A 26,076-nucleotide genomic window follows, 5' to 3' on the forward strand; every position below is an offset into this window, starting at 1 on the left:
GCATGGGGCATTGGGTAAACGAGCAGAGTCGGATTAAACTACTGAATTCTGCCTCCTGACTCCTGCCTTCTGCCTCCTACCTCCTGACTTCTTTTAAACGTATTTCTTAAAGGCCAGTGTGACATTATGACCGCCAAACCCAAAAGAATTGGATATTGCCACCTCGACTTTTTGAGCGCGGCTGTAGTTAGGCACGTAATCTAGGTCACATTCTGGATCGGGATTTTCCAGATTAATTGTCGGTGGAATTTGGTCATTAGCGATCGCCAGTACTGTTGCCACAGCTTCAATACCTCCAGAACCGCCTAATAAATGACCTGTCATCGATTTGGTTGAGCTAATTGCCACCTTATAAGCATGTTCTCCCAAGGCTTTTTTGATGGCTGAGGTTTCAGTTGAATCATTCGCCGGGGTACTAGTGCCGTGGGCATTAATGTAGCTAATTTGTTCGGGAGTTATACTGGCATCTTTGAGCGCCAGTTCTATGGCTCTCGCTGCACCTAATCCGCCAGGGACAGGGGAAGTGATATGGTATGCGTCACAGGTCATACCATAGCCGATCATTTCGGCATAAATGTGAGCGCCGCGACTTAGGGCGTGTTGCAGTTCTTCTAGAATTAAAATTCCTGAACCTTCACCTAATATAAATCCGTTGCGATCGCGGTCAAAAGGGCGACAAGCATGAGCCGGATCGTCATTGCGAAAAGAAAGGGCTTTGCAGGCAGCAAACCCAGCCATTGATAATGGTGTCACAGCTGCCTCTGTTCCGCCGCAAATCATCGCTTTGGCATATCCCCCTTGAATTAAGCGGAACGCATCGCCTACAGCATTAGATCCAGCAGCGCAGGCAGTTACAGGGCAGGAATTAGGGCCTTTAGCACCCGTGTGAATTGCCGTCAATCCTGCTGCCATATTAGCGATCATCATCGGTATCATGAATGGACTACAGCGATCGGGCCCACGGTTGAGGTAGATCGTTTGCTGGTCTTCTAATACCTTAATGCCGCCAACGCCAGAACCGATCATGACACCTACCTGTTCTGCATTCAGTTCATTAATAACTAACTGCGCGTTAGCTATAGCTTGTTTTGCTGCTGAAACCCCAAATTGGGCAAATCGATCCATGCGCTTGGCATCTTTGCGCTCCAAGTAATCATGTGGATCGAAGTTTTTTACCTCACCAGCAATGCGGCAATCATGGCTAGACGCATCAAAAAATGTGATGTAGTCAATGCCATTGCGTCCACTTAATAATCCATCCCAATATTCTGTTGCTGTGTTACCTATCGGTGTAATCGCGCCAACACCAGTTACAACAACGCGTTTACGTGTATGATCTGTCATGATTCAGTTAAAGGTGGCGAAAAAGCAGCAGGCATTAAACAGTGCTGAGTTATGTTAGCGGATAGCTAAGGTTTAGCCCGTCCTGAGTTCTGAGTTTTGGAAGCACCCAAAGATGGAGAAAACTCCGAACTTTTGCCTCCGAAAACTCTAACTCTTAAACTTTTAACTGTTCAGCACTCAGTTAAAAGTTAAAGCAGTGGTTTTTGCCATAAACGCCCAGAGGGAGCGAGACAAAGCCATCTGAACTTCTCCCAATCGGAGACTGCAAGGGCGAACAGAGACTCAAAACTTTTTTAAGCTGATGCAGCAACTTTGTTATTGATGTAATCTACTGCGTCTTGAACCGATACAATCTGCTCGGCAGCTTCGTCGGGAATTTCGATATCAAATTCTTCTTCCAAAGCCATCACGAGTTCAACAGTATCCAGGGAATCAGCTCCTAAATCTTCCATAAACTTAGCTTGTGGAGTGATTTTGGAAGCATCTTCAACACTCAGTTGTTCGATGACGATTTTCTTGACCTTTTCAAAAAGTTCCGTTTGGCTCATAAATAATAAAAGTCCTTAACCAGTTGCTAGGATCTACTCTTTAGAGAAGACATTGTTTTGAGCATATACATCTTATCGTCAAGCGCGATCGCCCGTATACTACCAAGAGTTTTTCTGTTAGAAAACCTCTCCTGTTCCTCAAAAGAATAGGGTAACTTTTCTGGGAACAGTTGTTTATGGGAGCGGGCTACGCCATCGCCGATACCGTGTAAATGCTTTGATTGTCAATTATTGCTAAATTTTTTTACAATGTCTCGATCGGTATTTACAGCCATGCTAGCAATCAGAATATTTAGACGCTGCGGCTTTGAACCTAGATGGTTAAAGAATCGCTGAAGGTCAAACATCATAATTTTGGTGCTAACAAGGAAGTAATAAAACAGTTATTGTTTAGAGCGATCGCTCTAACCCAAATATACCTCTATGCTATCTCAGACACTCAAACTCAAGTACGCTTATTTCCCTGGTTGTGTTGCTCAAGGGGCCTGTCGGGAACTTTACCAGTCAACTCAAGCCCTTACCAAAGCACTAGGTATTGAATTGGTTGAACTTAAAAAAGCTGCTTGCTGTGGTTCGGGCACATTCAAAGAAGATTCTCAACTGTTAGAAGATACAGTCAACGCGAGAAATATCGCCCTAGCAGAAGAATTAAATTTGCCCTTACTTACCCATTGCAGTACTTGTCAAGGTGTTATTGGTCATGTAAACGAACACCTGAAAGAATGTAAGACTTCTGACCCTACATACATTGAACAGGTTAATGGCTTGCTGCATAAAGAAGGCTGTTCGCCTTATCGCGGCAGTACTGACGTTAAACATCTTCTCTACGCTTTGGTGACAGATTACGGTTTAGAGGAAATTACCAAACGTGTCACCCGGAAGTTAACTGGATTAAAATGCGCGGCTTTTTATGGCTGTTATCTCCTCCGCGCCCAAAAATCCATGCCTTATGACGACCCGTTCCAACCAGAAGCGATGGAAAATATGTTTCGGGCGGTGGGTGCAACACCAATTTATTACCGAGGCCGGACACAATGTTGTGGTTGGCCTCTTGCTAGTTATGCTACTACCCAATCTTTCAAGATGGCGGGGATGCATATTCAGGACGCTTTGACATCTGGTGCTGACTGTATAGTTACACCTTGTCCACTGTGCCACTTAAATTTAGACTCGCGTCAGCCAGAGGTGGAAAAGGTAATTGAGCAAAAGTTAGGTTTACCAGTATTGCATTTACCCCAGTTGATTGCTTTAGCACTTGGGGTTAGTCCAAAAGAACTGGGTTTAGAACGGCACGTTGTTTCCACCAAGCCAGTGTTGGAGAAATTAGGATTTTAGTTTGTGGATTATCAGGTAGGGGCATAAGACAATACGGTTCGGTTAAAGGGAAAAGTTTTAATACATCTTTTACCCTTTACCTAGACCACAAAGAAAGTGAAAAATGCTTATCCAAACCGTATTGGGGCATAAGATTGTTTATGCTATTAACTTAAACAAAATCAACGCTTTCAGTATCAACCTGGGTAGAAACGTAAAATCGATTTGTTTCATCAAAGATTTATGTTTGACTATTCAAGGGATGCTTTATCACCAAAGGCTCAATATATGCTTGTAGAGTATCTTTAATTTTAGAAGGCTGGCGAACTGGAGCGATCGCAGAATAATCCGGTTTTACTGTCCAGTCGTAATGGCGAAGTAGTGTGGAAAGCACAATTTTCATTTCCATCTGGGCAAATTCCATACCTAAACAACTGTGCGAACCATGACCAAAACCGACTAATGCTAAGGGATGTTTCTTATCTTCTTCACGAGGTGGTGCAAAGCGATCGGGGTCAAAGCGATCGGGTTCGGTGTAAAGTTCTGGTAAACGGTGAGTCAGCATAGGCGAAATAGTCACAAACCAACCTGCTGGGATGCGATAGCCTCCATACTCAATATCCTTGAGGACACCACGATTATAGGCATACACTGGCGGATAGAGTCTTTCTGCTTCTTTTAGTACGTTGGTTAACTGTGGAAATTGTTTGAGATGAGACAGGCTAAGGGGATTATTTCCCACAACTGCTAATTGTTCTTGGCGCAGCCGCTCTCGCCATTCGGGGTGATTACCTAATTCAAATATTACCCAAGTCAGTAATGAGGCTGTTGTCTCATGTCCAGCAAACAGCAATAGTAATGCTTCGTTGATTACCTGTGTTTCGCTCAACTTATTGCCGTCTTCATCAACAGCTGCTAGCAGCAATCCCAAAACATCTTTTGATTCTTCTAAGTTACCCTGATCGATACGTTGGGCGATTTCTTGACGCAAGAAAGCCACTAATTTACCCCTAGCATTTTGACCGCGACCATATAAGGTAAAAGGGACATTCCATTTGAATATTGCCATACTGCTATCTATCAGTTGTGTAAACCACTGACTGGTTTGCTCAACTTCGCTCTTGTTCTGACTTCCCAAAAATAGGCGAGTCGCAACCATCAGGGTAAGCTGACGGAAACTAGAATTTAAGGAAACCGTTCCCCGTTCTCCCCAATCTCCGAGGAAGTCTTGCACAATATTTTGAATGGTATCGAAGTATGTAGCGATCGCTTTTCCGTGAAATGCTGGATACATCAAGCGACGAGTTAGGCGATGTTCTTCTCCATCTTGCAATAAAATATTGTTGCCAAATGTTGATTCTAAGAAATACCACCCAATCCGCGACGACATATTTTCCGCCTGTTCCACCAGCACCAGCCGATTAGCATCAGGGCCAATTAAATAAGCACGTTTACGCCCCATGACGCTCGTTTTAAAAACTGAACCATGCTGCTGGAATCTTCGCCATAGATACAGTTCTAAATCCCGAAATATTTCTAAAGTCTCCCCCAAGATGGGCAAGCCATAGCTACCAGGCATTTCCTCGGCGGATTTTAGTTGCCGCATATTTGAGTATCTCCAGCAGTAATTAGCTACAGTTTAATTGTAAAGCGCAGTTAGACTTTGCAAATCCAAATTACCAATCGCGGTAGAGTTTTTCTGCGTAGAACATAATCTCTTCATTTGGCAATCTAATTTTCGGTTTTTGCCGAGGATACAAACTTTCAACTGCACCTGTATCCTGTTCAATGACTGTCGCTGCTGCTTGTAAAACTGAGTTTTTAAACAGAAATTTCATCAAAGGATTGACGACTTTGGCATACATCAAAATAAAAGTTTTGGTGATTTTGTCTGTTTCAGGGTAGAGAATATGAATTTGAGCAATATCACCAATCGGCGTTTTAGCAAAAAAAGCTGTAGTTGAAGGAAAAGCGTATTCTAGTGTGTTAAAAAGTGTTTCCGGAAGGATTCCCAAAACAGGGTTTTTGATAATTTCTCCTAACGTGTTGTTGGCTCTGATGAGTTCTTGTTTAACTGTGGCATAATATCCTTTTTCTTCAAAATTACTGACATTACAATTTGTAATTTTAAATAGTTCTTTATGAGTACCATTTTGGTGATTATAGTCATAGTTAACCATCAGGTTAGTCAAAAACTCACCCTGAATACTTTTAATCCCAGTTACTCCGAGAAACTCGTATTTATCGACAATTTTTTGATGCAAATCTGGAATTGGTAATCTTGGCTCAAATCCGGCATAAGTCCAGATACAATCATTGCTAATAACTAGCTCTAATGGTTTAGTAATTGGCTGATTGTCTTTTTTATCTCCTTGCTGTAGTTTGCCTTGTCCATCAAATTCTAGTGCATGAAAAGGGCAAGTAATAGTATCTCTCTCTTGACAAACCCAGCCGTCTGATAATGGAGCTTGCATGTGGGGGCAGATGTTATCAAGGGCAAATACTTCGCCTTTTTGGTTTTGCCAAATGACATAATCCTGTCCGTTTAAAGTTATTTTATTAGGTTTATTCACTCCCAATATAGTTTTGTGCGCGATTAACCAAGGCGCACCTGGTAAAATTGGTTCCATTTTTCCTCCAAAATATTGAAAAGTTATTTATTGAAGTTCGATAGATGCGTTAGCAAAAGGTAACGCAATCTTGGAAATTAAAAGTTGTGGGCAAGCTGGTGTCACTTGCCCTACATTGCTATTTTGAATGTCAATTGGGAAATTAAAGTCTTATCTGCAATGGACGAACTAACACTACCAAGCATTTACTTGGCTGACTTTGGCTACTGCATGGATGAGTTATATAATTAACTAAATTTTTAGTTAGTTCATATTAATGTAATAAATTTCATTTTCTATGTCAACTACCAACCAATTTTTTAGTTAATATATTTTCGTTATGATGATGGAGCAACGTGGGTCGTTCAACGCAGTCAAAATTTTCATCTAAAAAGCCGCGTCAGGTGCGTGATGCAGAAGCGACGAAAAAGCAGATTCTCGATGCGGCGGAAGCGGAGTTTGCCAGAAATGGACTTCAAGGGGCGCGGACTGAGGCGATCGCTAGAGGTTCCGGTGTCACCACAGCGATGATTTACTACTACTTCCAGAGCAAGGAAGGATTATATGAAGCTGTTCTGCAACGTCCGGTGGTGGAGATGCACGAAGGGTTTGAGCAGCTAAATCTGGATCAGTTCCCACCAGAGGAGGCGTTGAAGGTGCTAGTTAAGGAAGCGATCGCTTACGAAGCTGCTCACCCGCACCGGGGAATGCTTTGGTTTCAAGAAGCCAACCAAAATCAGGGAAAGTATTTCAAACAGGCAAATTGGCAAGAAAATTTTAGCTATCTCATCAAGATTTTAGAGCGGGGGATGGCTGAAGGTTGTTTCCGTCAGATCGATCCATTTCTCACCACCCTTCACATTATTGGGGTTTGTAATTTATACTTCAACGCTTACGAAAACATCAAGCATACTAGACCTGAATTGCAACTGCTAAGTCCAGAAATGATTGAGCAGCATACTCAAGCAGCAGTTAATTTTATTGTGGCTGGTGTACGACGTAGTGAGAATTAAGGATTGAATATTGGATAGTCAATCTATTGATAAACCCAAGCGCTTAGGTTATATCTGATAAAATTAAGATATCAAATGCCAACAATCTTAAGAAAAGGCGGTTTTGAGGTTCGTATCTACCTTAACGATCATATTCCTGCTCATGTCCATGTTTTTAAAGGGGGCGGAGAGGCAAAAATCAACATAGGAGATGAAAACCTAGCTCCAGAGTGGGTTTGGGTATCCCCAGGAATGAGTAATAAAGATGCGGTGAAAGCTTTACAGTTAGTTGCTGATCACCAATTGGAACTACTAAAAAAGTGGCGAGAATATCATGGTTAAAAAGATTGCGGCTACAGAAGAATTAAAAGAAAAGCTAGCCAATGCGAGAGCAAAGTCAGATGCGATCGCCACATCTGAACCACGGGCTACTCGTGCTTTTTATGACGCTTATTTAGGAATGATTATAGTTTTCTTGTCCAACAAATCTATGTTTGGATTTCCTTCAGAGGAAGGAGAAGGACTAGCGGGTGCTTCAGTCAAGGACTTAGCAGAAGTAGAGGTAACACCTTCTGGTGAAGGATTACATTGGAAAACCCTAGATGTAGATTTGAGTATTCCTGCTTTGATGAATGGAATATTTGGAACTAAAAAATGGATGGCTGAACTTGCTAGGAAAGGTGGAAGTTCTACTTCTGCTGCAAAATCAGAAGCATCTCGACTAAATGGTACAAAAGGCGATCGCTCCCGAAATGTACTGCCTATTGATGAAGCTTGACTTACTAAAAGGGCATTGAGTTCAACTTAGTTGCCCACTGACCAGATATTCGGTAAGTCTTCTCGTAGTTCACATAGAATTCACGAAAAGTACAGGAAGAATACTGTTGAAGGTCAAAACTAGTACTATATAAGATTAATACATTAAATTAGTGGTATTACTAATCAGTAACAATAATGACAATAATCCAGCAGAAGCAGCAGGTTATGCAGCAGCAGGTGCGGGTGTTGCAGCGATAGTAGGGGGCATGGGTTTAGCCGTAGGCGGTACAGCCGTAGCTATTGGTGCTGCTCCTGTTATAGCCGCAGGTGCAGTTGTAGGGCTAGCAGCTTATGGGTTGAAAAAAATCTTCGGTTAGTAAGTATTCAACAGTAGTTAAAAGTAAAACCGCCCACAGGCTGAGGGCGGTTTTGTTTTTGCTATTATCACGGTTTAAAATTCAGGTGAGCAAGTGATGTAGCGGTAAGAATTTGAGAGAGATGCACAGTGCTTATCCCAGTTTCTTATTTGTTTGCAACTTACATCCCTCTCCTCTCTGTCAGAGCATCAAGTTTAGCCAGTATTCTTAAACCTTCTTCTGGGTTCCCAGTTGCAGCCATTGCTTTAAATCTGGTGCTGGCATCAAATTCTGCTAGAGCTATGGTGGAAAGTTCTTCAATCAGCTTATTGACACTTATGCCTTTAACTTGAGCAAGTTCTTTTAATCTGTTGTGCTTTTCGTCTGGTAAACGAATAGTTAAAGTAGCCATTTTTGCTTAACTCCTAATAATTTGTTCAGGTTTTAAGATTGATAAGTTAGGAAATAACAATTCAGCATTTTGAAAATCTTTAATATTGTGAGTGGCTATAATTTGAGCATTACCAGCAACCGCTAATTCAATTAAGTGATTGTCAGCTTCATCTTTTAAATTAGGTCGCCATAAGTAGTAAATATAAATCCATTGACTCACGCTCATAAATGATGCGAGTAAAGCAGAAATTTCTGCACTAGTTAAAGGGCATTTGGCGATAGTTTCTTCTCGCCCAATAACTGACTCATACTCAGAAAATAAAGCGTTTCCCATTAAAGGCTGATATTCACCTTTTAAGCAGCGTCGAATGAGTTCTCTACTGGAGCCTTTAGAGCTAATAAGCACACTAATAAAAACGCTGGTATCAACCACAATTTTAATCGCCATACAGTAATGATAGCATATATGCTATCATTACTGCTCCAATCAAAAAATCCAAGTATGCGTAGGCGTAGCCCGTCCTAGACATCGCATTATGAATTACGCGCAGTGTTACTAGCCTTCAACTTAGGATAAGCAATCCGTTTGTGGTGAAATTGCTGCCAAACATCCACAAATATCTGGGCAATTTGTGACATCTCTTCCCGTTTTAGTCCTGAATCAACGAGTTGATTGTCTTGCCATTTCGCACGCAAGATATTATTTAGCATTGTTAAAGCTTGTTCGGTGGAGACATCTTTAACCGATCGCTTCTCTCCCACACGCTTACCTGAACTTGATGCTTGCAGCGATCGCAACGCTGCTTCGCAAGAGTCCGCTAACATCACAATTCCGGTCTCGCGTGATTGGGGAATCGGGCCATCATAGCGAAAATCTGCGTCGTCTACTGTTAAACTTGGATTTTCCTGAGCCATTTGCTGGGCTTGGTGATGGAAATAGGCAATTAGCATCGTTCCCTGATGCTCTGGAATAAAAGCTTGAATCGCTGTCGGTAAAAGGTGTTTACGCGCCATCACTAACCCTTCTGTTACGTGCTTTTTGATAATCTCTGCACTCTTCCAAGGGTCTTTAATCTCTGTATCATGTTTATTCGGCCCCCCCATTTGATTTTCAATAAATCCAAGGGGGTCGTGCATTTTCCCAATATCGTGATATAATGTTCCAGCCCTAACGAGTTCAACATTGCATCCCAGTTCTTTGGCAGCAGCTTCGGCAAGGGTAGCTACAAATAACGTGTGTTGAAAAGTTCCAGGAGTCTCTGTAGCGAGTCGTTTTAATAAGGGCCGATTAGGGTTCGCCAACTCTGCTAAACGGATGGGAGTGACCAAATCGAAAACTTTTTCGAGATAAGGACTCAACCCTAAAGCCACAACACTCCAGCCTAAACCGGATAAAGCAAAAAACCCGGCTTCTCGGAGAACTATATACCAGGTTGAACCAAATGCTTGACCAATTAAGATTTTAACAACCAGATAAATACTACCTTGAGTTAAAGCGATCGCAAGCCCTAATAATGCCAATTCTTCACGCGATCGCAATCGTTGCGCTATGTAACTACCTAATATTGCCCCACCAGCACCAGCTAAAAGCGCAACTTTGCTCATATCCAAGATAACAGCTAATATCGGCAACAACAGTCCAACAACTGTTAACCCTAAAGTCGGGCCGTAGAAGCTTCCCAACAATAAACCAAGGGCGCTCCAAGTGGTGTAAGGCAATCCCATTGTCACCAATCCTGGCACACTTAGAGTTAGCAATAAAACTAATAGGCGATCGCGTTGTCGTAATTCATAATCAACATGGCGTTCTACCCAGACAAAAATGCCAATGGCGATCGCTATCACGCCTCCTAACTTCAACAACCCCCGCCATTTTACCTCTCGGCGAACCAGGCGATAATGCTCCAGCACCTCTAAGTTCCATGTAGTAATTTGCACTCCTCTTTTGACAATTACCTCACCATGTCGTACCTCTTCCATTACAGGTGGCACTCCAGCAGCAGCCTTTTGAGCGTTTTCTCTAGTTTCTTCTTCATCTTTTTGCAGATTCGGCTTGAGTACAGCTAACAACAGGTTCTTTGCCAAAGGTTGGGCGGATTCTGGTACAAAGGACTGCAATTGTAAACTCACCGCATCCTGTAAGATATTTTTTGGCAGTCCTTGTGGGATGCCTTGGGTGAGAATCCGCTCTGCACTCTGATGGATTCCCATTTGTGTTTTTTCCCATTCCACATCTGACAAATCCAAAAGAAAGGATTCTTCATATACTGCTTCTGGGGTAACAGTCTCTAACTGTAAAAGTTTGGTAGTCGCTTCGGTGTATCTTTTGCGTGTTTGGGAAATTTGGGCAATCAGTAAAGACAAGTTTTTCTCAGAAGTTGTGAGGCGGTAAGATTCTAGTTCTGCAACTGCTTGAGTAAAATCAGTACTTTGAGAAAAATCAACTGGCTCTGTTTTCTGTGGTGTTGTGCGCGGTTGGCGTTCCTGATTGGGTGCAGCTATAGATGATGAACGGGATGAGGCGGTGGTTTGTCCTGTTCCTTTCTTCTGCTGATTTTTACTATTTTCTACGGCTAAGAGCAGTGCTTGCCATTCTGAGTCATTACAAGAGCGGAGGTAACGCTGGGTAGAGATGGGCAAAACAGCAGGATCAAAAAAAGGAAAAGCTCCAGCAACAGCGCGAATTTCGTTACCATCATCTAGAAGTTGTTGCAAATTTTCGTTGATTTGTTCGTTCATTCGCGCATCCAGCATCAACACTTGTAAGGAGCTTCTACTGACGGCTTTGCGCTCGGCTTCTGTTTTTTTCTGATCTTCGATTTTAGCTGTATAAGGCGCTGTAATGGTTTGGGGCGCTGGATGTCCTACTTGCAGTTGAGTTTGGTTGTATAATTTTTGCCCAATAACGCCTGTAAGGGATAATACAGCGATCGCTAAAATTCCTAAGGATCTCTGTTCATGCACCCAATCTAAACAGACTGAATAAATACTACTCTTAGTTGTCACCGATTTTGCCTTTGACTGGAGCGCTCTTTCTTGTTTTCGACGAGCGCTTTTGTCATTGCTTTTGGATAAAAATAAGATTACATTCTTCAGAAAAGTCCTTAAAAGTTGCTTTCTATCGCTTTTACTTTTAGGGCTTCTCATTAACTTTCCTTTACGGCGTAGTCCTTTGTACTGTCGCCGCCAGTGAGTCAATTGCTGGGTTAAGAACTGCAAAAATTCCTGCATTTTCATTATCTCTGCCTGCAATTGCCTACTTTGATAGCTCAAAAAAAAGACAATCATCAGGGAAATTTCATCCGCTACTGTTGCAACTACGGTGACGGAGGCTAATTAAAGCTGATTTGCCACAATAGCTACTGACAGAATCTGTCTGAGGTTTGCTGAAAAGTTCTAGTATATAAGACTAGTACACTATAGCAATGGGTAAAAGCCCCTTGTCTAGTTAATTGAGATGGTAGCTGGATTTAATTCAAGCTGTCCTATATGTTTTATCAAGCTAATTTTGAGAGTTTAGTACCCGCACCATTTTTCGGTGCAAATAAAATTAACGCGATCGAATAACGCGGGGAGCTGCGTAAACTGAAAGCAAAGCCTCCTCATATCCCTGTGTTAACTCTCTGGGATTTAGGTCAATATCATACACTCCTGACCACACCGCCACAAATGCATCGGTCAATTTTAACATTTGGGAAAAATTAGTTAATCCCCATGCTGGAGAATTCCTTTGCAAAAGCAAGACTTGCCAATTTACAGGAATTCCGCCTATACCGTTATATGCTCCTGATAAAGCGCCAGTAATTGCACCTGTAGCCTGTGAGCTTAGAGATGTAGCATCTTGCACTTTAGAATTGTCATTGTGAGTAGCCTGCAAAACTGCAAGGCGAAAGTCTTCTAAGGTACTCAAAAAGCAATAAAATGCCATAGCAATAGTGTTACTGAGTTTTTCTTCCCTAGCAAACTCAGCTTGCGCCCTTGACAATCCCGCCCCTTGCTCTAATAAATTCTGGACTTTTAATAATTTTTTTGGTATAGATGTCGGTGTTTCACCAAGAAAAGAAATTGTTTGTGGGATGAGGGTTAGAGGGTCGAGTTTTTCAGTTAGGGCAAGAGATATCGCATAAGCTACCGCGAGTGTTCCATCCCTTACTACTGGGTCATCTTGCCAGATTTTGAGTACAAGCAGCAATTTTTGTCGCAGCTTAATCGGATTTTCGTGAAAAAAAAGTGCTAATGGTAGTGTCGCAATAATTATTTTTATTGATATATCATCAACTGCTGCTAAATGAAGAGATTCTTGCTGCTGACGCACTATCCAATCATCTAAATCTAATTTACCCAAGTTAATTAAACTCTCAGTACCCAGAATCGCCATTCTGCCTAAATCTAGGTAACTCTGAGACTGTATTTTACCATTAGATGTTAAACTTCCCCCCAGAAAGGCTCCGAGGAAAGTACCTCTAAATCGACTTATAGGAGAATAACGCATAGAATTTTAGATTTTGGGTCGCACTTTTGGAGCGCTCCCAGCGTAACTTAGATTTGGGATAAAATTATTCAATCCCAAATCTAAACTCTAAAAATCGATTCATTTTTTATTCTTTACGTTTCATTTTTTCTTAAATGATTTACCAAAGCTTGTAAGCCCAGCAAGTAACTTTGAACACCAAAACCACTTATTTGCCCGATCGCAACTGGGGCGATGTACGAATGATGGCGAAAATCTTCCCGGCGGTAAATATTACTCAGATGTACTTCGACTGTGGGCAAGTTAACAGCCGCGATCGCATCTCGCAATGCCACACTTGTGTGAGTATATGCCCCGGCATTAATCAAAATTCCTTGATGTTGTCCTAATGCCTCATGAATAGTATCTACTAAAATTCCTTCATGATTTGACTGCAAGGGAAAAACTTTCGCCTGTAACTTGAATCCTTCTTCTTCTAACAGGCGGTTAATTTCAGCTAATGTCAACGAACCATAAATTCCTGGTTCTCGCTGTCCTAGCAAATTCAAGTTTGGCCCATGCAGTGCCAGAATGCTTAAGGGTTGTAATGTCGAGTTCAGCACTTTGACTCTAGTGGCGACGACGCGAGCGATCGTTTACAGGAATCGGAATCAGTTCCGGTTCCGGTTCACCCTCTGGTCCTAACAGGCTCTCAATCAGCCTGCGTGCTAATTCCTTAAGCTTTTCCAGCACCTTTTCTATATAGTCCATGAACTGAATGCTCCTGAGATACTACCTCAAATTTTGATTAACAGGTACGCAGAATATGGCACATTGTCGTACCTCTGGCTTCCAACCGGGCACTGACACAATCCCGTTTTTGGGACATAAGCCACTTCTAAAATTTGGCGTTGTGTTCTCCCTTACTTTTTAGAGTATCACACTTGCAACCTACAGAACTGCATCCTATCAAGGATAAATATCAAGGGTCAAGAGTTTAAAGATCGGACTTTGGACTCTTGACTACGAATTTTAGATTTACGATAGCGTAGCCTTAGCGTTAGCGAGTCATCGAGCGTCCGTAGGAGCGTCTTTTAGATTTTAGATTTTGCCTACAAGGGGGAGCCACTGCGGTGGACGGATTCTCCGGTATAAAGCAAGTGGCATCGGGGTATGAACCGCAAAATTCTTTTAATCCAAAATCCAAGTTGCACTGGAAGCACACCAAAGCTAAGATTCAAAATCCAAAATTACTTGACTTACAGTTAGCCTTCTGTGACTTTCTTTTTCGCAGCCGTCGTTGACTTAGCAGTTGACTTAGCAGTTGACTTAGATTTGGAAGTCGTTGATTTAGTCGTTTTGCGAGTCGATTTCGCTGTCGATGCCTTAGCTGCCAATAAGTTGAGCGCCTCAGTCAGAGTTATATCTTCTACAGTTTGACCTTCTGGGATACTCACATTAGTTTTGCCATGCTTGATGTAAGGGCCATAAGGGCCATCGTAGATGTTAATTGTTTCCGCGTCCTCTGGATGTGGGCCCAATTCGCGTAAGGCTGCCTTGGACTTGCTGTTGGTGGAACTGCGTCCCTTTTTTGGTTCGGACAATAGTTCTAAAGCACGTTCTAGGCTAATTGTCAACACATTGTCAGCAGCTTTAAGGGAACGGTAATCTTTCCCTTCCTTACCCTGGTCATGAACCACATAAGGGCCAAAGCGTCCCAAACTTGCTTGGATTTTGCTGCCTGTGACTGGGTGAACTCCCAATGTCCGGGGTAGTGCCAACAGACCAACAGCCATTTCCAGGGTAACGGTTTCTGGGGTGACACCCTTGAGTAGAGAAGCTTGTTTCGGTTTGGGGTTTTCGTCGGTTTTATCGCCCAATTGGACATAGGGGCCATAAGCACCGATTTTCACATAAATCGGTTCCCCAGTTTCGGGATGCCGACCTACCTGGTCAGGGCCTGTGATTTTTTGTCGCAGCAAAACTTCTACCTGTTTAGGGTCGAGGTCGGCTGGGGTCAAGTCTTTGGGAATTGAGGCGGTGATTACCCCCTCACCATTTGTAACTTCAATGTAGGGGCCATATTTACCAATACGGACTTTGGCATCTAGATTCTCCAGTTCTACAGTCCTAGCTGTGGTGGCATCAATTTGACTTTCCCGTTCTTTTACCAGGGTTTCCAACCCTTTCTCTCCCAAATAGAATTTCTGCAAGTAGGGTAGCCATTTCGCTTCACCTGTGGCAATGTCATCAAGGGTTTGCTCCATCTTCGAGGTAAAACTAGGATCAACGATGTCTGGGAAATGTTTTTCCAGTAAGTCGGTGACGGCGAAAGCGGTGAAGGTAGGAATGAGAGCGTTGCTCACCAAATGGGCATAACCTTTGTCGATGATGGTGCCAATGATGCTGGCGTAGGTACTGGGACGACCGATACCTTCACTTTCTAAGGTTTTCACCAAAGAAGCTTCGGTGTATCTAGCTGGGGGTTGAGTTTCGTGCCCAACTGCTTCTAAATCTGTACAATTCGGATGATCTCCGACTTTCAGATTGGGCAAAATTACTTCCTGATCTTCCAGTGCTGCTTCTGGGTCATCTGAACCTTCGACGTAAGCACGTAAATATCCAGGAAATTCAATCCGTTTGCCAGAAGAACGGAATCCAGCATCCTCAACTTGCAATTGCACGCTAATTTGAGTTTGGCGGGAATCAGCCATTTGACAGGCGACAGTCCGCTTCCAAATCAAATCGTAAACGGCAAGTTCTCGACCGCCCAAACCAGTTTCTTGGGGAGTGCGGAAGGTGCTACCGGCTGGACGAATTGCTTCGTGCGCCTCTTGTGCGCCTTTGGATTTGGTGGTGTATTGGCGGGGTTGGGGACTGAGGTATTGTTGACCATAAAGCTTTTCTACAGAACTCCGAGCAGCTGCGATCGCTTGATCTGACAAATGCACCGAATCTGTCCGCATATAGGTAATATACCCTTGTTCGTACAAATTCTGGGCAACCCGCATTGTGTCACGGGCTGAGAGGCGCAATTTCCGGTTAGATTCTTGTTGCAACGTCGAGGTGGTAAACGGTGGCGACGGTTTGCGCGTTACTGGGCGTTCCTCAATGTCGGTAACACTCCAGGTTTTCCCTGTTAGGCGTTCCTTGAGGGCTACCGCTTGCTCTTCGTTGAGCAACAAGACATTACGACCTGCGGTAATTTGTCCAGTTGTTGCGTCAAAATCACTGCCGTTAGCAATTTTGGTTCCTGCCAATGTTACCAACTGGGCAGCAAAGGGGGTTTTTTCCTTTGACAAACTGGCTTTCAAATCCCAGTATGTACCCTCATGGAAAGCACGGCGTTGGCGTTCCCTAGTAACTAAAAGCCGCACAGCCACAGATTGCACCCGCCCAGCAGATAATCCCCAGGCGATTTTTTTCCATAGCAGGGGAGACAGGGTATAACCCACGAGTCGATCTAAAATTCGCCGCGTTTCTTGGGCGCGAACCAACTGCTCATCAATTTGGCGGCAGTTTTTCAGAGCTTTTTTGATTGCCTCTTGGGTAATTTCGTGAAACACCATCCGCTTAGTGGGAACTTTCGGCTTCAGCAATTGGTATAAATGCCAACTAATGCTTTCACCTTCCCGGTCTTCGTCCGTTGCCAGAATCAGTTCATCTACATCTTTAAGGGCTTCTTTAAGCTGGGTGACAATTTTCTTTTTGTCTTTCGGGACAACATATACCGGTTCAAAGTCGGCGTCCACATTTACCCCTAGCTGCGCCCATGTTTCCCCCTTGACGGCAGCAGGAATTTCACTAGCCGACTGGGGTAAGTCACGCACATGACCCATAGACGCTTCCACCCGATAGCCTGCTGGCAGGTAGTTGCGAATGGTACGAGCTTTGGTTGGAGATTCGACGATGACGAGAGTTGACATGGAAATTTCAATAAAAAGAATAGCTACTAAGCTAAACAGTCAAATTGAGGTAATTTTTGCAAATTGTCAAGATAAAAGGTCGCGCTTAGGGCGGTGATTTAATCCTCACATAAACTGTCTGCTTGGGAGAAAATCCCCTGAACTTGTGGCCCCGTCTGTCCCAAAGGATAGAGAAGGCTACGCTGGGTGTGAATTTCCAGCTATTTCAATCTTTAACTTATCTAACGCATAATTGGCGACTACAGTTTTAAAATTTGGGGAATTGGGAATGGGGAATGGGGAAATGGGGAAGGAAGGGAAGAATAACTATTTATTGCCCAATGCCCAATTCCCACTTTCATATGGCTTGTGCCAAAATTAAACCAAATTTGAGAGCAAAAGCGAAGTAGGGTTTGTAGCTGTGTCAAGAAAGCAAAACTATGCAACCAATTCGTCAAGGTGATGTAAATTTACTGCCTGTGCAGCAAATTTAAGGACAAAAAATACCTCACTTAACTTTGGCAAAAGGCGAAGTTACGGGGCATAAGCATCGCATTACTGAGGGAAATGCCGAATTATACGATGAAGATAGCACACTATACTTGCGTGTGTTTTCAGAGTCGGCATTGCTTACCCATGAGGAGCATAAAGCTATTTCTATTCCTCAAGGTGATTGGATGGTGAAAATTCAGAGGGAATACGAACCGGAAGGTTGGCGATATGTCGCTGATTGAAAATTTAACGCCTGAGCAAGAGGCTTTGATTCCAGTTTATCGGGAAAAGTGGAGAGCGATCGCGCTTTCAACTGAACGAATTGATAAAGAAAAGGCGGCGGAAGCAGTAAAAGCTGCCTATGTTGCAATTGACTTTGGCTATGAAGAGCCTGAAATATTTTTTCAGGATAGTCCTTATGCAGCCTGCAACTGGATGCTAAAACGGCTGTCCCCTGAGTTTTTGGAAAATTATCTTAATGAACCAAATAGTTTAGGGAGCTTCTTTTCGGCTCATTTCTTTCAAGAACTTTCGAGTATACTCAATCAACAGTTTGGAATCCAAGTACGTAAGCAATTACGCAACTTTTTTTATCTTTATAATGCGACAGATAATCCTTTAAATCATGAAATATTCAACGACTTAAATGAGAGATTTAGCACTCAATTAAACGATCAAATAGAGGATAATTCGTGGTGGATTGAAATTCAACTAAATGAATGTTTTCAACCAGAAAATTACAGCAATTTAATGAGTGGTTTTGATTTCTGTAGCTCTGTTTTGAACATTGTTCATCCTCAACAGGAATGGAAAGTATTTCAATCTTTGATTCAAGAATGTGGTTGGTTGTTTGCGTATGATGATATTTGTATTATCTGCGATCGCCCCTTTCACCTGCGCTTCGACAATGAAAACCGCCTCCACGCTGAAGGTAAACCCGCCATTGAATTTACCGATGGATATAGCCTCTACTCGTATCACGGCGTAACCTTACCTGAAAAATACGGTAAGATTCACCCGCAGCAATGGCAAGCTACTTGGCTTTTAACAGAAGAAAATGCCGAACTACAGCGAGTATTAATTCAGGGTATTGGTTACGCCAGAATTTGCCAAGAATTACAAGCTATTGAATTAGATACTTGGCAAGAATACACGCTATTAAAAATTGATGCTGATGTTGATGAAGAACCAATTTACTTATTAAAAATGACTCGTCCCAGTACAGGGTTTATTCACGCTTTGCGAGTTCCACCAAATATGAAATCAGCGCGTGAGGCAATTGGCTGGGTGAATTGGGGTGTAGACCCAGAGGCATTTGGTGTGCAAACATAACTTACTTAACTGTATTAAGTTTTATTTTTGAGATTGCACAAAAAAGACGCAAAAGATAAATTTGCGTCTTTTTTGGGAGTGTTTAAAATTAGAAACTGAATGTAGTTCTCAGTGCGCCAATCACAACATCATCGTTGTTATTGTTATGATCTGGGGATGTTAGCCAGATAACTCCTGGTGTAATGGTGATATTGTCACTCAGCTTATACTGGTAGAACGCCTCAAGATGATAGGATGTATCGGGATCTGTATCTAATCCTGCGATATTAGAACTTGTTAATCTAGGTTCCACACCCGCAATAATACCAGCCAAACTTCCTTCTTTACCGAGGTCAGGGAAGCCGAGGGTAACGGCATAGTTCCAAATATCAACTTCTCCACGGCTTCCAGTCAAGGTACGGCTGTTGGTGTATCCAGCCCAACCACCCAAGACTATCTTATCGGTAATGCCGATGGATGCTTGGACACCATAAGAATTACTGGAAAATCGGGAATCTAACGTACCATTGTCATCTATATCTAAGGGCGCGAAAGTTGCTGCATTGCTACCTGTAAGTAGTGGTTGGTTGTAGGAATTGATGTAAGTTAAACCGATAGAAATGCGATCGCTTGGTTTAACTGTCAACTGTGCCAACGCACCGTAAGATCCATTAAACAAACCATTATTGGGTGTAGGGTCATTAGCTGTACCACTCAAATACCCTAAACTCAGTGCCAATTTATCACTGAACTCGTGCGTTACTCCCAAACCCGCGCCGCCTATTTGGTTGTAAATTGGGTTGCGTGTACCAAAGGTGGATAAAGCACCAAAAGCGCCATCACCATCAAAGATATTAACAGTACTGGTAAGGTCATCTGCTGCACCTGCGTTAGCGATCGCAACAACCTCTGTTTTTTCGCCTAACGGAAATCTGTAGAAGAGTGCATCTATCGTGGCATTAGTAGTACCATCTTCGCCAGCAAAGAATAAGTTACCCTCTGGCGTACCAATATTAGGGCTGAGAATATTATTAGCCTGGATTCTGGTGAACAGCGTATCTTTCCCTGTGAAGCTGGTCACAAATTCTATCCGCGCCCTAACCCCTAAAGTTGTATTTTCGTCTGTAATTTCTGCACCGTTAACTGTATTTCCTGACAAAACATCGCTAACGACAGCAACAACTTGTCCTTGCAGTTTGGTTGTGGTTGAGAACTGATTCGCCTCCAATTCAGCAGTTTTAGCTTCTACTGCATCTACACGACCTCGGAGTGTCGCCAGTTCTGCTGAAAAATCTTCTTGCAGCTTTTGTAATGTTGCTAAATCTTGTTTGTTAACTAAATCGCTTGTGGCTGTAGCAATAAGTTCGTTAACGCGATCTAGACAAGCATTCAAACCAGCAGCAAACTCATATCGCGTTAATGCGCGATTACCACGATAAGTACTATTTGGGTATCCTGCAATACAGCCATAGCGCTCAACCAACGACTGTAATGCTTGGAATGCCCAGTCGGTGGGTTGTACGTCGGAAAATTGAGATACGGAAGTAACTTGCCCTGTTATCTGAGTGTTTGTGTCTGGACTAGCTAAAACTTGCGGTTGATTGATTTCAGACGTAGCGGATGTTTCACCTGCAAATGCAGCAGTATTCACAAATAGCATTGCACAGCAGACTGCTGGACTAACTAGCAGATATTTACAGAAATTTTGCATTTTTCTCCTCACACTTATCTCCAATTCACACCCAAAGCACGTTTTTTTAACGTGTATTTCATGCAAATATTTGTCAGTAATATTATCAGAAATAGACAACCTTTTTAACAAAAAAAGTCAAGAAATCCTAATTATTCAAGGAAAACTAAATTGCAGAGGACTGTACCATCTGACAAAGTTTTGTTGTTACTCATTACACAGGAAACTGAGAATGATATTATGTGTTGGGAATGAGAATGAGAATTATTATAGTCTAAGATTTAGAATAAGTCTCATAGACTTGCATCCATTTTGAGGAGGAAAACACCGTGACGATGAATGGCAAAGGGCTGATCAGAGGAAGACAAAGAAGCGGCATCTTGTCCATAATGACTCTATTAATGTTGTCGATGATTGCTAGCTGTAGCCAATCGAATCCGAATCAGGGAACAATACCTGAACAGTCACCGCAAGCACAGGCAACTGTATCCACCCCAGTAGCGCAGTTAGGAAAAACTAAAGTTGTGACGACATTTTTGCCGATATATTTGTTTACTAAGGCAGTAGCTGGGAATGTGGCAGATGTAGAAATTCTAGTGCCGCCTGGTACGGAGGTACATGAATACCAAGCGACACCCGAAAATGTCAAAGCGATCGCAACCGCGAATGTGTTAGTAAAAAATGGTTTAGGTTTGGAGGTATTTCTGGAAAATACGGTCAAAAATGCCGAAAATACCAAACTAGCTGAAATTGATGCAAGTATTGGTATTAAACCCTTAAATGAAATTTCACCTGTTGTAAAAACAGCGAAGGAGGAAGAAGACCACGAACACGCCCAAGGTAATCCTCATGTTTGGTTAGATCCAGTTTTGGCAAAACAACAGGTAACTAATATTCGAGATGGATTAATTGCTGCTGACCCGGCAAATAAAGCTACTTATGAAGCAAATGCTGCGGCTTATATTAAAGAATTAGAAAATTTAAATAATGAATTTCAACAGACTTTACAAAAAACTCCTAGTTGTACCTTTATTACCTTTCATGATGCGTTTCCCTATTTAGCAAAACGCTATAACCTCAAGCAAGTTGCTGTGGTGCAAATACCCGAAGATCAACTTTCACCAACTGATGTGCAAAATGCAGTCAATGCTGTTAAAAAGTACAAAGTTAAAGCTTTATTTAGTGAACCAGGAGTAGATAACAAACTCCTAAGTAGCCTCTCCAAAGACTTGAAATTAACTTTGCGTCCTCTGGATTCACTGGAAACTGGCGAAACAGATCCACAGCATTATTTCAAGGCAATGAAAGCTAACTTACAAATTTTGGAAACGTCATGTAAATAGGTTTGTCATTTGTCCTTTGTAAAAACTAATGACCAACGACCAATGACCAATGACCAATGACTAATGACCAATGACTAATAATGACTAAGAACCAATGACTAATGACATTGCTATTTTAAAAGTAGAAGGATTAACTGTCTATCAAGGTAGTTATCTAGCTGTTCGAGATGTTTCTTTTGAATTATTGCCAGGAACAGATACAGCCATAGTTGGCCCCAATGGTGCTGGTAAAAGTACTCTGGTAAAAGCGGTTTTAGATTTGATACCTCGAAGTGCTGGTACGATTGAAATTTTCGGTCGCCCAATTGCAAGGCTGGGGCGTTTACGTCACTTGTTGGGTTATATGCCGCAAAACTTTATTTTTGACCGCAGCTTTCCTATTTCTGTTAGCGAATTGGTGGGACTGGGATGGGCAAAGGAAGGAAAAAAGGGAGATTTGTTTTTCTCCAAGCTGTGGAAACAAGACAGAGAAAAATCGGCAGCAGTAGTAGAAGCTTTACGGCGAACTGATGCTTATCATTTACAGCATCAAGCTATTGGTACTCTTAGCGGTGGTCAACTCAAGCGGGTGTTGTTGGCTTATTGTTTGGTAATGCCTCGGAAACTTTTGGTACTCGATGAAGCCTTTGCTGGTGTTGATGTGCAAGGTTCAGCAGATTTTTACGCTTTGCTAAATGAATTAAAGCGAGAGGAGGGTTGGACGGTATTACAAGTTTCCCATGATATTGATATGGTAAATCGCCATTGCGATCGCGTGCTTTGCCTCAATCAAAGCATTGTTTGTACTGGTAAACCGGAAATTGCCCTTTCACCGCAAAACCTCTTAGCAACATACGGCCCAGGTTTCAGCCGCTACCAGCACCAACATTAATACCTATAGTATGAATTTCTTCAATGATTGTCAGATATCTTGGCTTGCGATCGCCAGTAGTAATGACTTGGTAAGCTTGTTAACATTCCCCTTCATGCAGCGTGCGATCGTCGGTGCTGTGTTAATGGGAATACTTGGTGGGATGTTGGGCAGTTTTGTCACCTTGCGCCAGTTATCCTTTTTCAGCCACGCCGTTGGTCATGCAGCATTAGTAGGTGTGGCGTTAGGTGTGCTACTCCAAATAAATCCGACTTGGATGCTGTTACCTTTTACCTTGGTTTTCGGCGTTATTGTCCTCTACTTCATCGACAAAACGGACTTAGGTAGCGATAGTGTTCTTAGCATAGTGCTATCTGGGGCATTAGCGATCGGTGTGATTCTCACTAGCCTGATTAAAGGATATCGCGGCAACTTGATGGCTGTGCTGTTCGGGGATATTTTAGCGATCGATACCACAGATTTGATTTTGACGCTGTTAGTACTTGTGGGAGGTAGCATATTTTTACTATCAACCCTGCGACAGCAAATTTTATTGACCCTTAACCCTGATGTAGCACAAGTCCAAGGCGTTCCCGTCCAATTGTACCGCTATGTATTTGTGGTTTTGCTTTCACTCGCCGTTGCCGTAGCGATTAAAGCTGTCGGCGTTTTACTGGTGAACGCCTTTTTGGTTATTCCCGCCTCTACTGCCAAATTGATGAGTCACCACTTTAGCCGCTTTCTAGTCATATCGGTGATAGTTGGTTCCATCAGCAGCATTGCTGGCATCATTGTCTCTGGTATTTTCAACCTTGCTTCTGGCCCAAGTATTGTTCTTGTACAATTCCTGCTATTTATAGCTGTTTTCATCTGGTTTAAGTTGAATTTGAAAGCTGCATAAATCTTTTTTCTCCAAGGGCTTGCTATATTTTGGGATGTTTGCTACATTTATTAATCGTGGCTCACAAAAGCCCCAGCCGGGATAGCTCAGTTGGTAGAGCAGAGGACTGAAAATCCTCGTGTCACCGGTTCAAGTCCGGTTCCTGGCATATTAATAAACCCCTTGAAATGCAATGATTTCAAGGGGTTTATAGTTTCTAATTACCGGTTGATGAAGAATAAATGTTCTACTATTTATGTCAATTTTGGACATTTTTGGATACCTTTAGATACAAATTGGGTGTAAATTGGGTGTAAAAGAGTTAGAGTAGAGGAGTAATTACACCTTTTCAACCTATGTTCTCCAAAACCCCTACAGGGCGAGCATCTAAGGGTTCTGTATCAATCATTAACTCTCATGAACGGTTGCAGTTACGGTTTAGATATCAGAGCAAGCGTTATTACATTTCTACGGGTTTAGCTGATACTCCTGCTAACCGCAAATTGGCAGAGCTTAAGGCATCAGAGATTGAGAAAGACATACTCTGCGAACGATTAGACCTCACTCTAGAAAAGTACCAACCTCAATCTGTTTTAAGCACGATTACACCCATTACACCCATTAGAAAGTCTCAACCTCAATTAGACGAACTTTGGAATAAGTATAGCGAGTTTAAAAAACCGCAAGTTAGCCCCAGTACCTATGCCAAAGATTTCTCTAAGCATCGTAATCACATTGCTAAGTTACCGACGCGATCGCTAGATGAGGCATCTGCTATTAGAGATCATCTTTTATCGAATCTCACTCCAGATGCTGCAAAGCGCTGCTTAACCCAACTTAAAGCTTGCTGTAATTGGGCAATGGAAGAGGGATTAATCGACACTAACCCTTTTGCGGCTATGAAAATCAAAGTTCCCAAGGGTACTTTAGAAGAACAGGATATTAATCCATTCAGTAAAGAAGAAAGAAATTTAATTATTCGTACTTTTGCTAGCGATCGCCACTATAGGCATTACACAAACTATGTGCGCTTCCTTTTCTTTACAGGGTGTAGACCATCAGAAGCCGTTGGCTTGAAATGGAAGCATGTTACTAATAGCGTGATTCAATTTCGGGAAACTGTTGTCGTCTCCGAAAATGGTTTAGTCATGAAAGCGGTTGACGGACGAGGCTATGTCCGCAATGGATGAAAGAAACCAATAGATATCTCCAAAAAAAGTTTATATTAAAATTGTGTCTTGACAGTTAAGACCGCTCCCTCAATGGTGTTCTTCGCCCGTATAAAAGCGTGGTTCTAGGTTGTAACGGCAATGGCATTGGTGAAGCGCTTAGACGCTATCCCGTTTAGAAGACTGTATAATTCCGTCAACCTGGGTCAGGGCACACTCTCAATTTTGAAAAAATTTGAGACTAGGAGAACCAAAATGGCGAAAAAACGGCAATCTCCCAATCAAGCATCTAAACTAGATCCGATTCACCCAAATGCTGCTGGTATTGATATTGGTGCCCAAAATCATTGGGTATGTGTGCCATCAGGACGTGCCAACGAATGTGTGAGACGTTTTGGTTGTTACACGGCTGATTTGTACGCGATCGCAGATTGGTTAACTGAGTCTGGGGTTGAGACTGTAGCAATGGAATCAACAGGTGTGTACTGGATTCCATTGTTTCAAATTTTGGAGACTCGTGGCTTTGAGGTCAAGCTGGTCAATGCTCACCACGTCAAAACTCTACCTGGGCGCAAAACAGATGTTTTAGACTGCCAATGGCTGCAACAGTTGCACAGTTATGGATTGTTGTCAGGTTCTTTTCGTCCAGAAGATGAAATTTGTATTTTACGTAGCTATATCCGCCAACGTGATAGTCTCATCAGAAGTGCCAGTGTACATATCCAACGGATGCAGAAAGCTTTAACTCAAATGAACATACAACTGCATCAAGCAGTCAGTGATATTACAGGTACTACGGGTATGACAATCATACGTGCTATTGTCGGCGGGGAACATGACCCGCAAGTACTTGCAGCTAAAAAACATCATCGCGTCAAACGTAGTGAAGCGGAAATTGCAGCTGCGCTTAATGGTGATTACCGAAAAGAACATTTGTTCGTCTTACAACAAGAGCTACATCTCTATGATGTCTACCAATCCCAAATCGCCGAATGTGACCGTCAGATTGAGGAGTGCTTAAGTCAATTTAACGACAAAATTGATATTTCTCAGTCACCTCTTTCTCCACCCAAGCATATTCGTCATAAACCTCAAGGTAATGAACCTGCGTTTGATTTGCGTACTCATCTTTACCGCATGAGTGGAGTAGATTTTACCCGCGTTGACGGTCTTGGTGTCCTGACAGTACAAATTATTCTTTCTGAAGTTGGTTTAGATCCCAGTCGGTTCCCCACAGTCAAACACTTTACTTCTTGGCTTGGTCTTTGCCCTGGCAGCCGCATTACTGGTGGCAAAATTAAAAGTTCTCAAACTCGTCCTGTAGTCAACCGCGCCGCCAATGCTTTCCGCATGGCAGCACAAACTGCTGGTAAAAGTCATTCTGCTTTGGGTGCGTTTTATCGTCGCTTACGTTCTCGACTTGGCTCTCCTAAAGCTATTACTGCTACCGCTCATAAGATTGCCCGGATTTTTTACAAACTTTGGACAACCGGAGGAGATTATACCGATCCTGGTATGGATTATTATGAGCAACGTTATCGTGAGCGAATGGTTAATAATCTCCACAAAAAAGCCCAGGCTTTTGGTTTTGAGTTGATTCCTCAATCCTCAGAAAATCTGGTTTCTTAGAAGAGGGACTAAAAACCCAAATAAAACGTGATTTTCCGATTA

General features: G+C 42.5%; 24 protein-coding genes and 1 tRNA gene. 13 read left to right on the forward strand and 12 right to left on the reverse strand.

Annotation, left to right across the window (positions count from 1 at the left end):
• Nucleotides 1–93: 93 nt before the first annotated feature.
• Entirely contained in the window at nucleotides 94–1,344 is a 1,251-nt protein-coding gene (gene fabF / locus GJB62_RS21940; RefSeq protein ID WP_114085683.1) for a beta-ketoacyl-ACP synthase II, read from the reverse strand.
• A 293-nt stretch (nucleotides 1,345–1,637) separates the two neighbouring features.
• Nucleotides 1,638–1,892: an acyl carrier protein gene (gene acpP / locus GJB62_RS21945; RefSeq protein WP_012410880.1), complete on the reverse strand. Its 255-nt coding sequence runs from the start codon at nucleotides 1,890–1,892 to the stop codon at nucleotides 1,638–1,640.
• Nucleotides 1,893–2,315: 423 nt separating this feature from the next.
• Here acpP and GJB62_RS21950 point away from each other — a divergent pair, with 423 nt between their 5' ends.
• Nucleotides 2,316–3,227, forward strand: a complete 912-nt coding sequence (locus tag GJB62_RS21950) for a CoB--CoM heterodisulfide reductase iron-sulfur subunit B family protein (RefSeq protein ID WP_114085684.1) — start codon at nucleotides 2,316–2,318, stop codon at nucleotides 3,225–3,227.
• 220 nt (nucleotides 3,228–3,447) lie between these two features.
• On the opposite strand, the gene GJB62_RS21955 is transcribed toward GJB62_RS21950, so the two are convergent.
• Together GJB62_RS21955 and GJB62_RS21960 are read right to left on the reverse strand one after the other, a co-directional pair.
• A complete protein-coding gene (locus tag GJB62_RS21955) occupies nucleotides 3,448–4,812 on the reverse strand; it encodes a cytochrome P450 (protein ID WP_114085685.1) in 1,365 nt (454 codons plus the stop codon).
• 70 nt (nucleotides 4,813–4,882) lie between these two features.
• Complete coding sequence (locus GJB62_RS21960) at nucleotides 4,883–5,836, reverse strand: Rieske 2Fe-2S domain-containing protein (RefSeq protein WP_114085686.1); 954 nt, start codon at nucleotides 5,834–5,836, stop codon at nucleotides 4,883–4,885.
• Between the two features lie 335 nt (nucleotides 5,837–6,171).
• On the opposite strand from GJB62_RS21960, the gene GJB62_RS21965 reads away from it, so the two are divergent.
• The 4 genes from GJB62_RS21965 (at nucleotide 6,172) to GJB62_RS21980 (ending at nucleotide 7,943) form a co-directional block, all read left to right on the forward strand.
• Complete coding sequence (locus tag GJB62_RS21965; protein ID WP_114085687.1) at nucleotides 6,172–6,828, forward strand: TetR/AcrR family transcriptional regulator; 657 nt, start codon at nucleotides 6,172–6,174, stop codon at nucleotides 6,826–6,828.
• A 75-nt stretch (nucleotides 6,829–6,903) separates the two neighbouring features.
• Nucleotides 6,904–7,149, forward strand: a complete 246-nt coding sequence (locus tag GJB62_RS21970; RefSeq protein ID WP_114085688.1) for a DUF4160 domain-containing protein — start codon at nucleotides 6,904–6,906, stop codon at nucleotides 7,147–7,149.
• Nucleotides 7,142–7,585 (forward strand): DUF2442 domain-containing protein, encoded by a 444-nt coding sequence (locus GJB62_RS21975; RefSeq protein WP_114085689.1) that lies wholly within the window; start codon nucleotides 7,142–7,144, stop codon nucleotides 7,583–7,585. Before GJB62_RS21970 ends, GJB62_RS21975 begins: the two co-directional genes overlap by 8 nt.
• A gap of 151 nt (nucleotides 7,586–7,736) precedes the next feature.
• Complete coding sequence (locus GJB62_RS21980) at nucleotides 7,737–7,943, forward strand: hypothetical protein (RefSeq protein WP_114085690.1); 207 nt, start codon at nucleotides 7,737–7,739, stop codon at nucleotides 7,941–7,943.
• Between the two features lie 160 nt (nucleotides 7,944–8,103).
• On the opposite strand, the gene GJB62_RS21985 is transcribed toward GJB62_RS21980, so the two are convergent.
• The 7 genes from GJB62_RS21985 to topA all read right to left on the reverse strand — a co-directional run bounded on the left by GJB62_RS21985 (nucleotide 8,104) and on the right by topA (nucleotide 16,691).
• A complete protein-coding gene (locus GJB62_RS21985) occupies nucleotides 8,104–8,334 on the reverse strand; it encodes a toxin-antitoxin system HicB family antitoxin (RefSeq protein WP_114085691.1) in 231 nt (76 codons plus the stop codon).
• 6 nt (nucleotides 8,335–8,340) lie between these two features.
• A complete protein-coding gene (locus GJB62_RS21990; protein ID WP_114085692.1) occupies nucleotides 8,341–8,763 on the reverse strand; it encodes a putative toxin-antitoxin system toxin component, PIN family in 423 nt (140 codons plus the stop codon).
• Nucleotides 8,764–8,849: 86 nt separating this feature from the next.
• On the reverse strand, nucleotides 8,850–11,552 hold the full coding sequence (locus GJB62_RS21995) for an HD family phosphohydrolase (RefSeq protein ID WP_114085703.1): 2,703 nt from the start codon (nucleotides 11,550–11,552) through the stop codon (nucleotides 8,850–8,852).
• A gap of 313 nt (nucleotides 11,553–11,865) precedes the next feature.
• A complete protein-coding gene (locus GJB62_RS22000) occupies nucleotides 11,866–12,807 on the reverse strand; it encodes an ADP-ribosylglycohydrolase family protein (protein ID WP_114085693.1) in 942 nt (313 codons plus the stop codon).
• A gap of 113 nt (nucleotides 12,808–12,920) precedes the next feature.
• Nucleotides 12,921–13,388, reverse strand: a complete 468-nt coding sequence (gene aroQ / locus GJB62_RS22005; RefSeq protein WP_012410889.1) for a type II 3-dehydroquinate dehydratase — start codon at nucleotides 13,386–13,388, stop codon at nucleotides 12,921–12,923.
• A gap of 7 nt (nucleotides 13,389–13,395) precedes the next feature.
• Entirely contained in the window at nucleotides 13,396–13,518 is a 123-nt protein-coding gene (locus tag GJB62_RS36740) for a DNA topoisomerase I (RefSeq protein WP_167755965.1), read from the reverse strand.
• A 512-nt stretch (nucleotides 13,519–14,030) separates the two neighbouring features.
• Complete coding sequence (topA, locus tag GJB62_RS22010) at nucleotides 14,031–16,691, reverse strand: type I DNA topoisomerase (protein WP_114085695.1); 2,661 nt, start codon at nucleotides 16,689–16,691, stop codon at nucleotides 14,031–14,033.
• A 497-nt stretch (nucleotides 16,692–17,188) separates the two neighbouring features.
• On the opposite strand from topA, the gene GJB62_RS22015 reads away from it, so the two are divergent.
• Both GJB62_RS22015 and GJB62_RS22020 read left to right on the forward strand, forming a co-directional pair.
• Complete coding sequence (locus GJB62_RS22015; protein WP_245245984.1) at nucleotides 17,189–17,404, forward strand: hypothetical protein; 216 nt, start codon at nucleotides 17,189–17,191, stop codon at nucleotides 17,402–17,404.
• Nucleotides 17,391–18,494: a DUF6745 domain-containing protein gene (locus GJB62_RS22020; protein WP_114085696.1), complete on the forward strand. Its 1,104-nt coding sequence runs from the start codon at nucleotides 17,391–17,393 to the stop codon at nucleotides 18,492–18,494. The genes GJB62_RS22015 and GJB62_RS22020 overlap by 14 nt, the downstream gene beginning before the upstream one ends.
• An 88-nt stretch (nucleotides 18,495–18,582) precedes the next feature.
• On the opposite strand, the gene GJB62_RS22025 is transcribed toward GJB62_RS22020, so the two are convergent.
• On the reverse strand, nucleotides 18,583–20,184 hold the full coding sequence (locus GJB62_RS22025) for an iron uptake porin (protein WP_114085697.1): 1,602 nt from the start codon (nucleotides 20,182–20,184) through the stop codon (nucleotides 18,583–18,585).
• 314 nt (nucleotides 20,185–20,498) lie between these two features.
• On the opposite strand from GJB62_RS22025, the gene GJB62_RS22030 reads away from it, so the two are divergent.
• From GJB62_RS22030 to GJB62_RS22055, 6 genes are all read left to right on the forward strand, one after another.
• Nucleotides 20,499–21,506, forward strand: coding sequence for a metal ABC transporter substrate-binding protein (locus GJB62_RS22030; protein WP_114085698.1), 1,008 nt, complete (start codon nucleotides 20,499–20,501; stop codon nucleotides 21,504–21,506).
• 94 nt (nucleotides 21,507–21,600) lie between these two features.
• On the forward strand, nucleotides 21,601–22,377 hold the full coding sequence (locus GJB62_RS22035; protein WP_114085699.1) for a metal ABC transporter ATP-binding protein: 777 nt from the start codon (nucleotides 21,601–21,603) through the stop codon (nucleotides 22,375–22,377).
• A 10-nt stretch (nucleotides 22,378–22,387) separates the two neighbouring features.
• Nucleotides 22,388–23,257, forward strand: coding sequence for a metal ABC transporter permease (locus GJB62_RS22040; protein WP_114085700.1), 870 nt, complete (start codon nucleotides 22,388–22,390; stop codon nucleotides 23,255–23,257).
• A 75-nt stretch (nucleotides 23,258–23,332) separates the two neighbouring features.
• A tRNA-Phe gene (locus tag GJB62_RS22045) sits at nucleotides 23,333–23,405 on the forward strand.
• Between the two features lie 187 nt (nucleotides 23,406–23,592).
• Entirely contained in the window at nucleotides 23,593–24,426 is an 834-nt protein-coding gene (locus tag GJB62_RS22050; RefSeq protein WP_245245985.1) for a DUF3596 domain-containing protein, read from the forward strand.
• A gap of 234 nt (nucleotides 24,427–24,660) precedes the next feature.
• A complete protein-coding gene (locus GJB62_RS22055) occupies nucleotides 24,661–26,034 on the forward strand; it encodes an IS110 family transposase (RefSeq protein ID WP_114081392.1) in 1,374 nt (457 codons plus the stop codon).
• The last annotated feature ends 42 nt before the right edge of the window (nucleotides 26,035–26,076 follow it).

The organism is Nostoc sp. ATCC 53789, from assembly GCF_009873495.1.
GTDB classification, from domain to species: domain Bacteria; phylum Cyanobacteriota; class Cyanobacteriia; order Cyanobacteriales; family Nostocaceae; genus Nostoc; species Nostoc muscorum_A.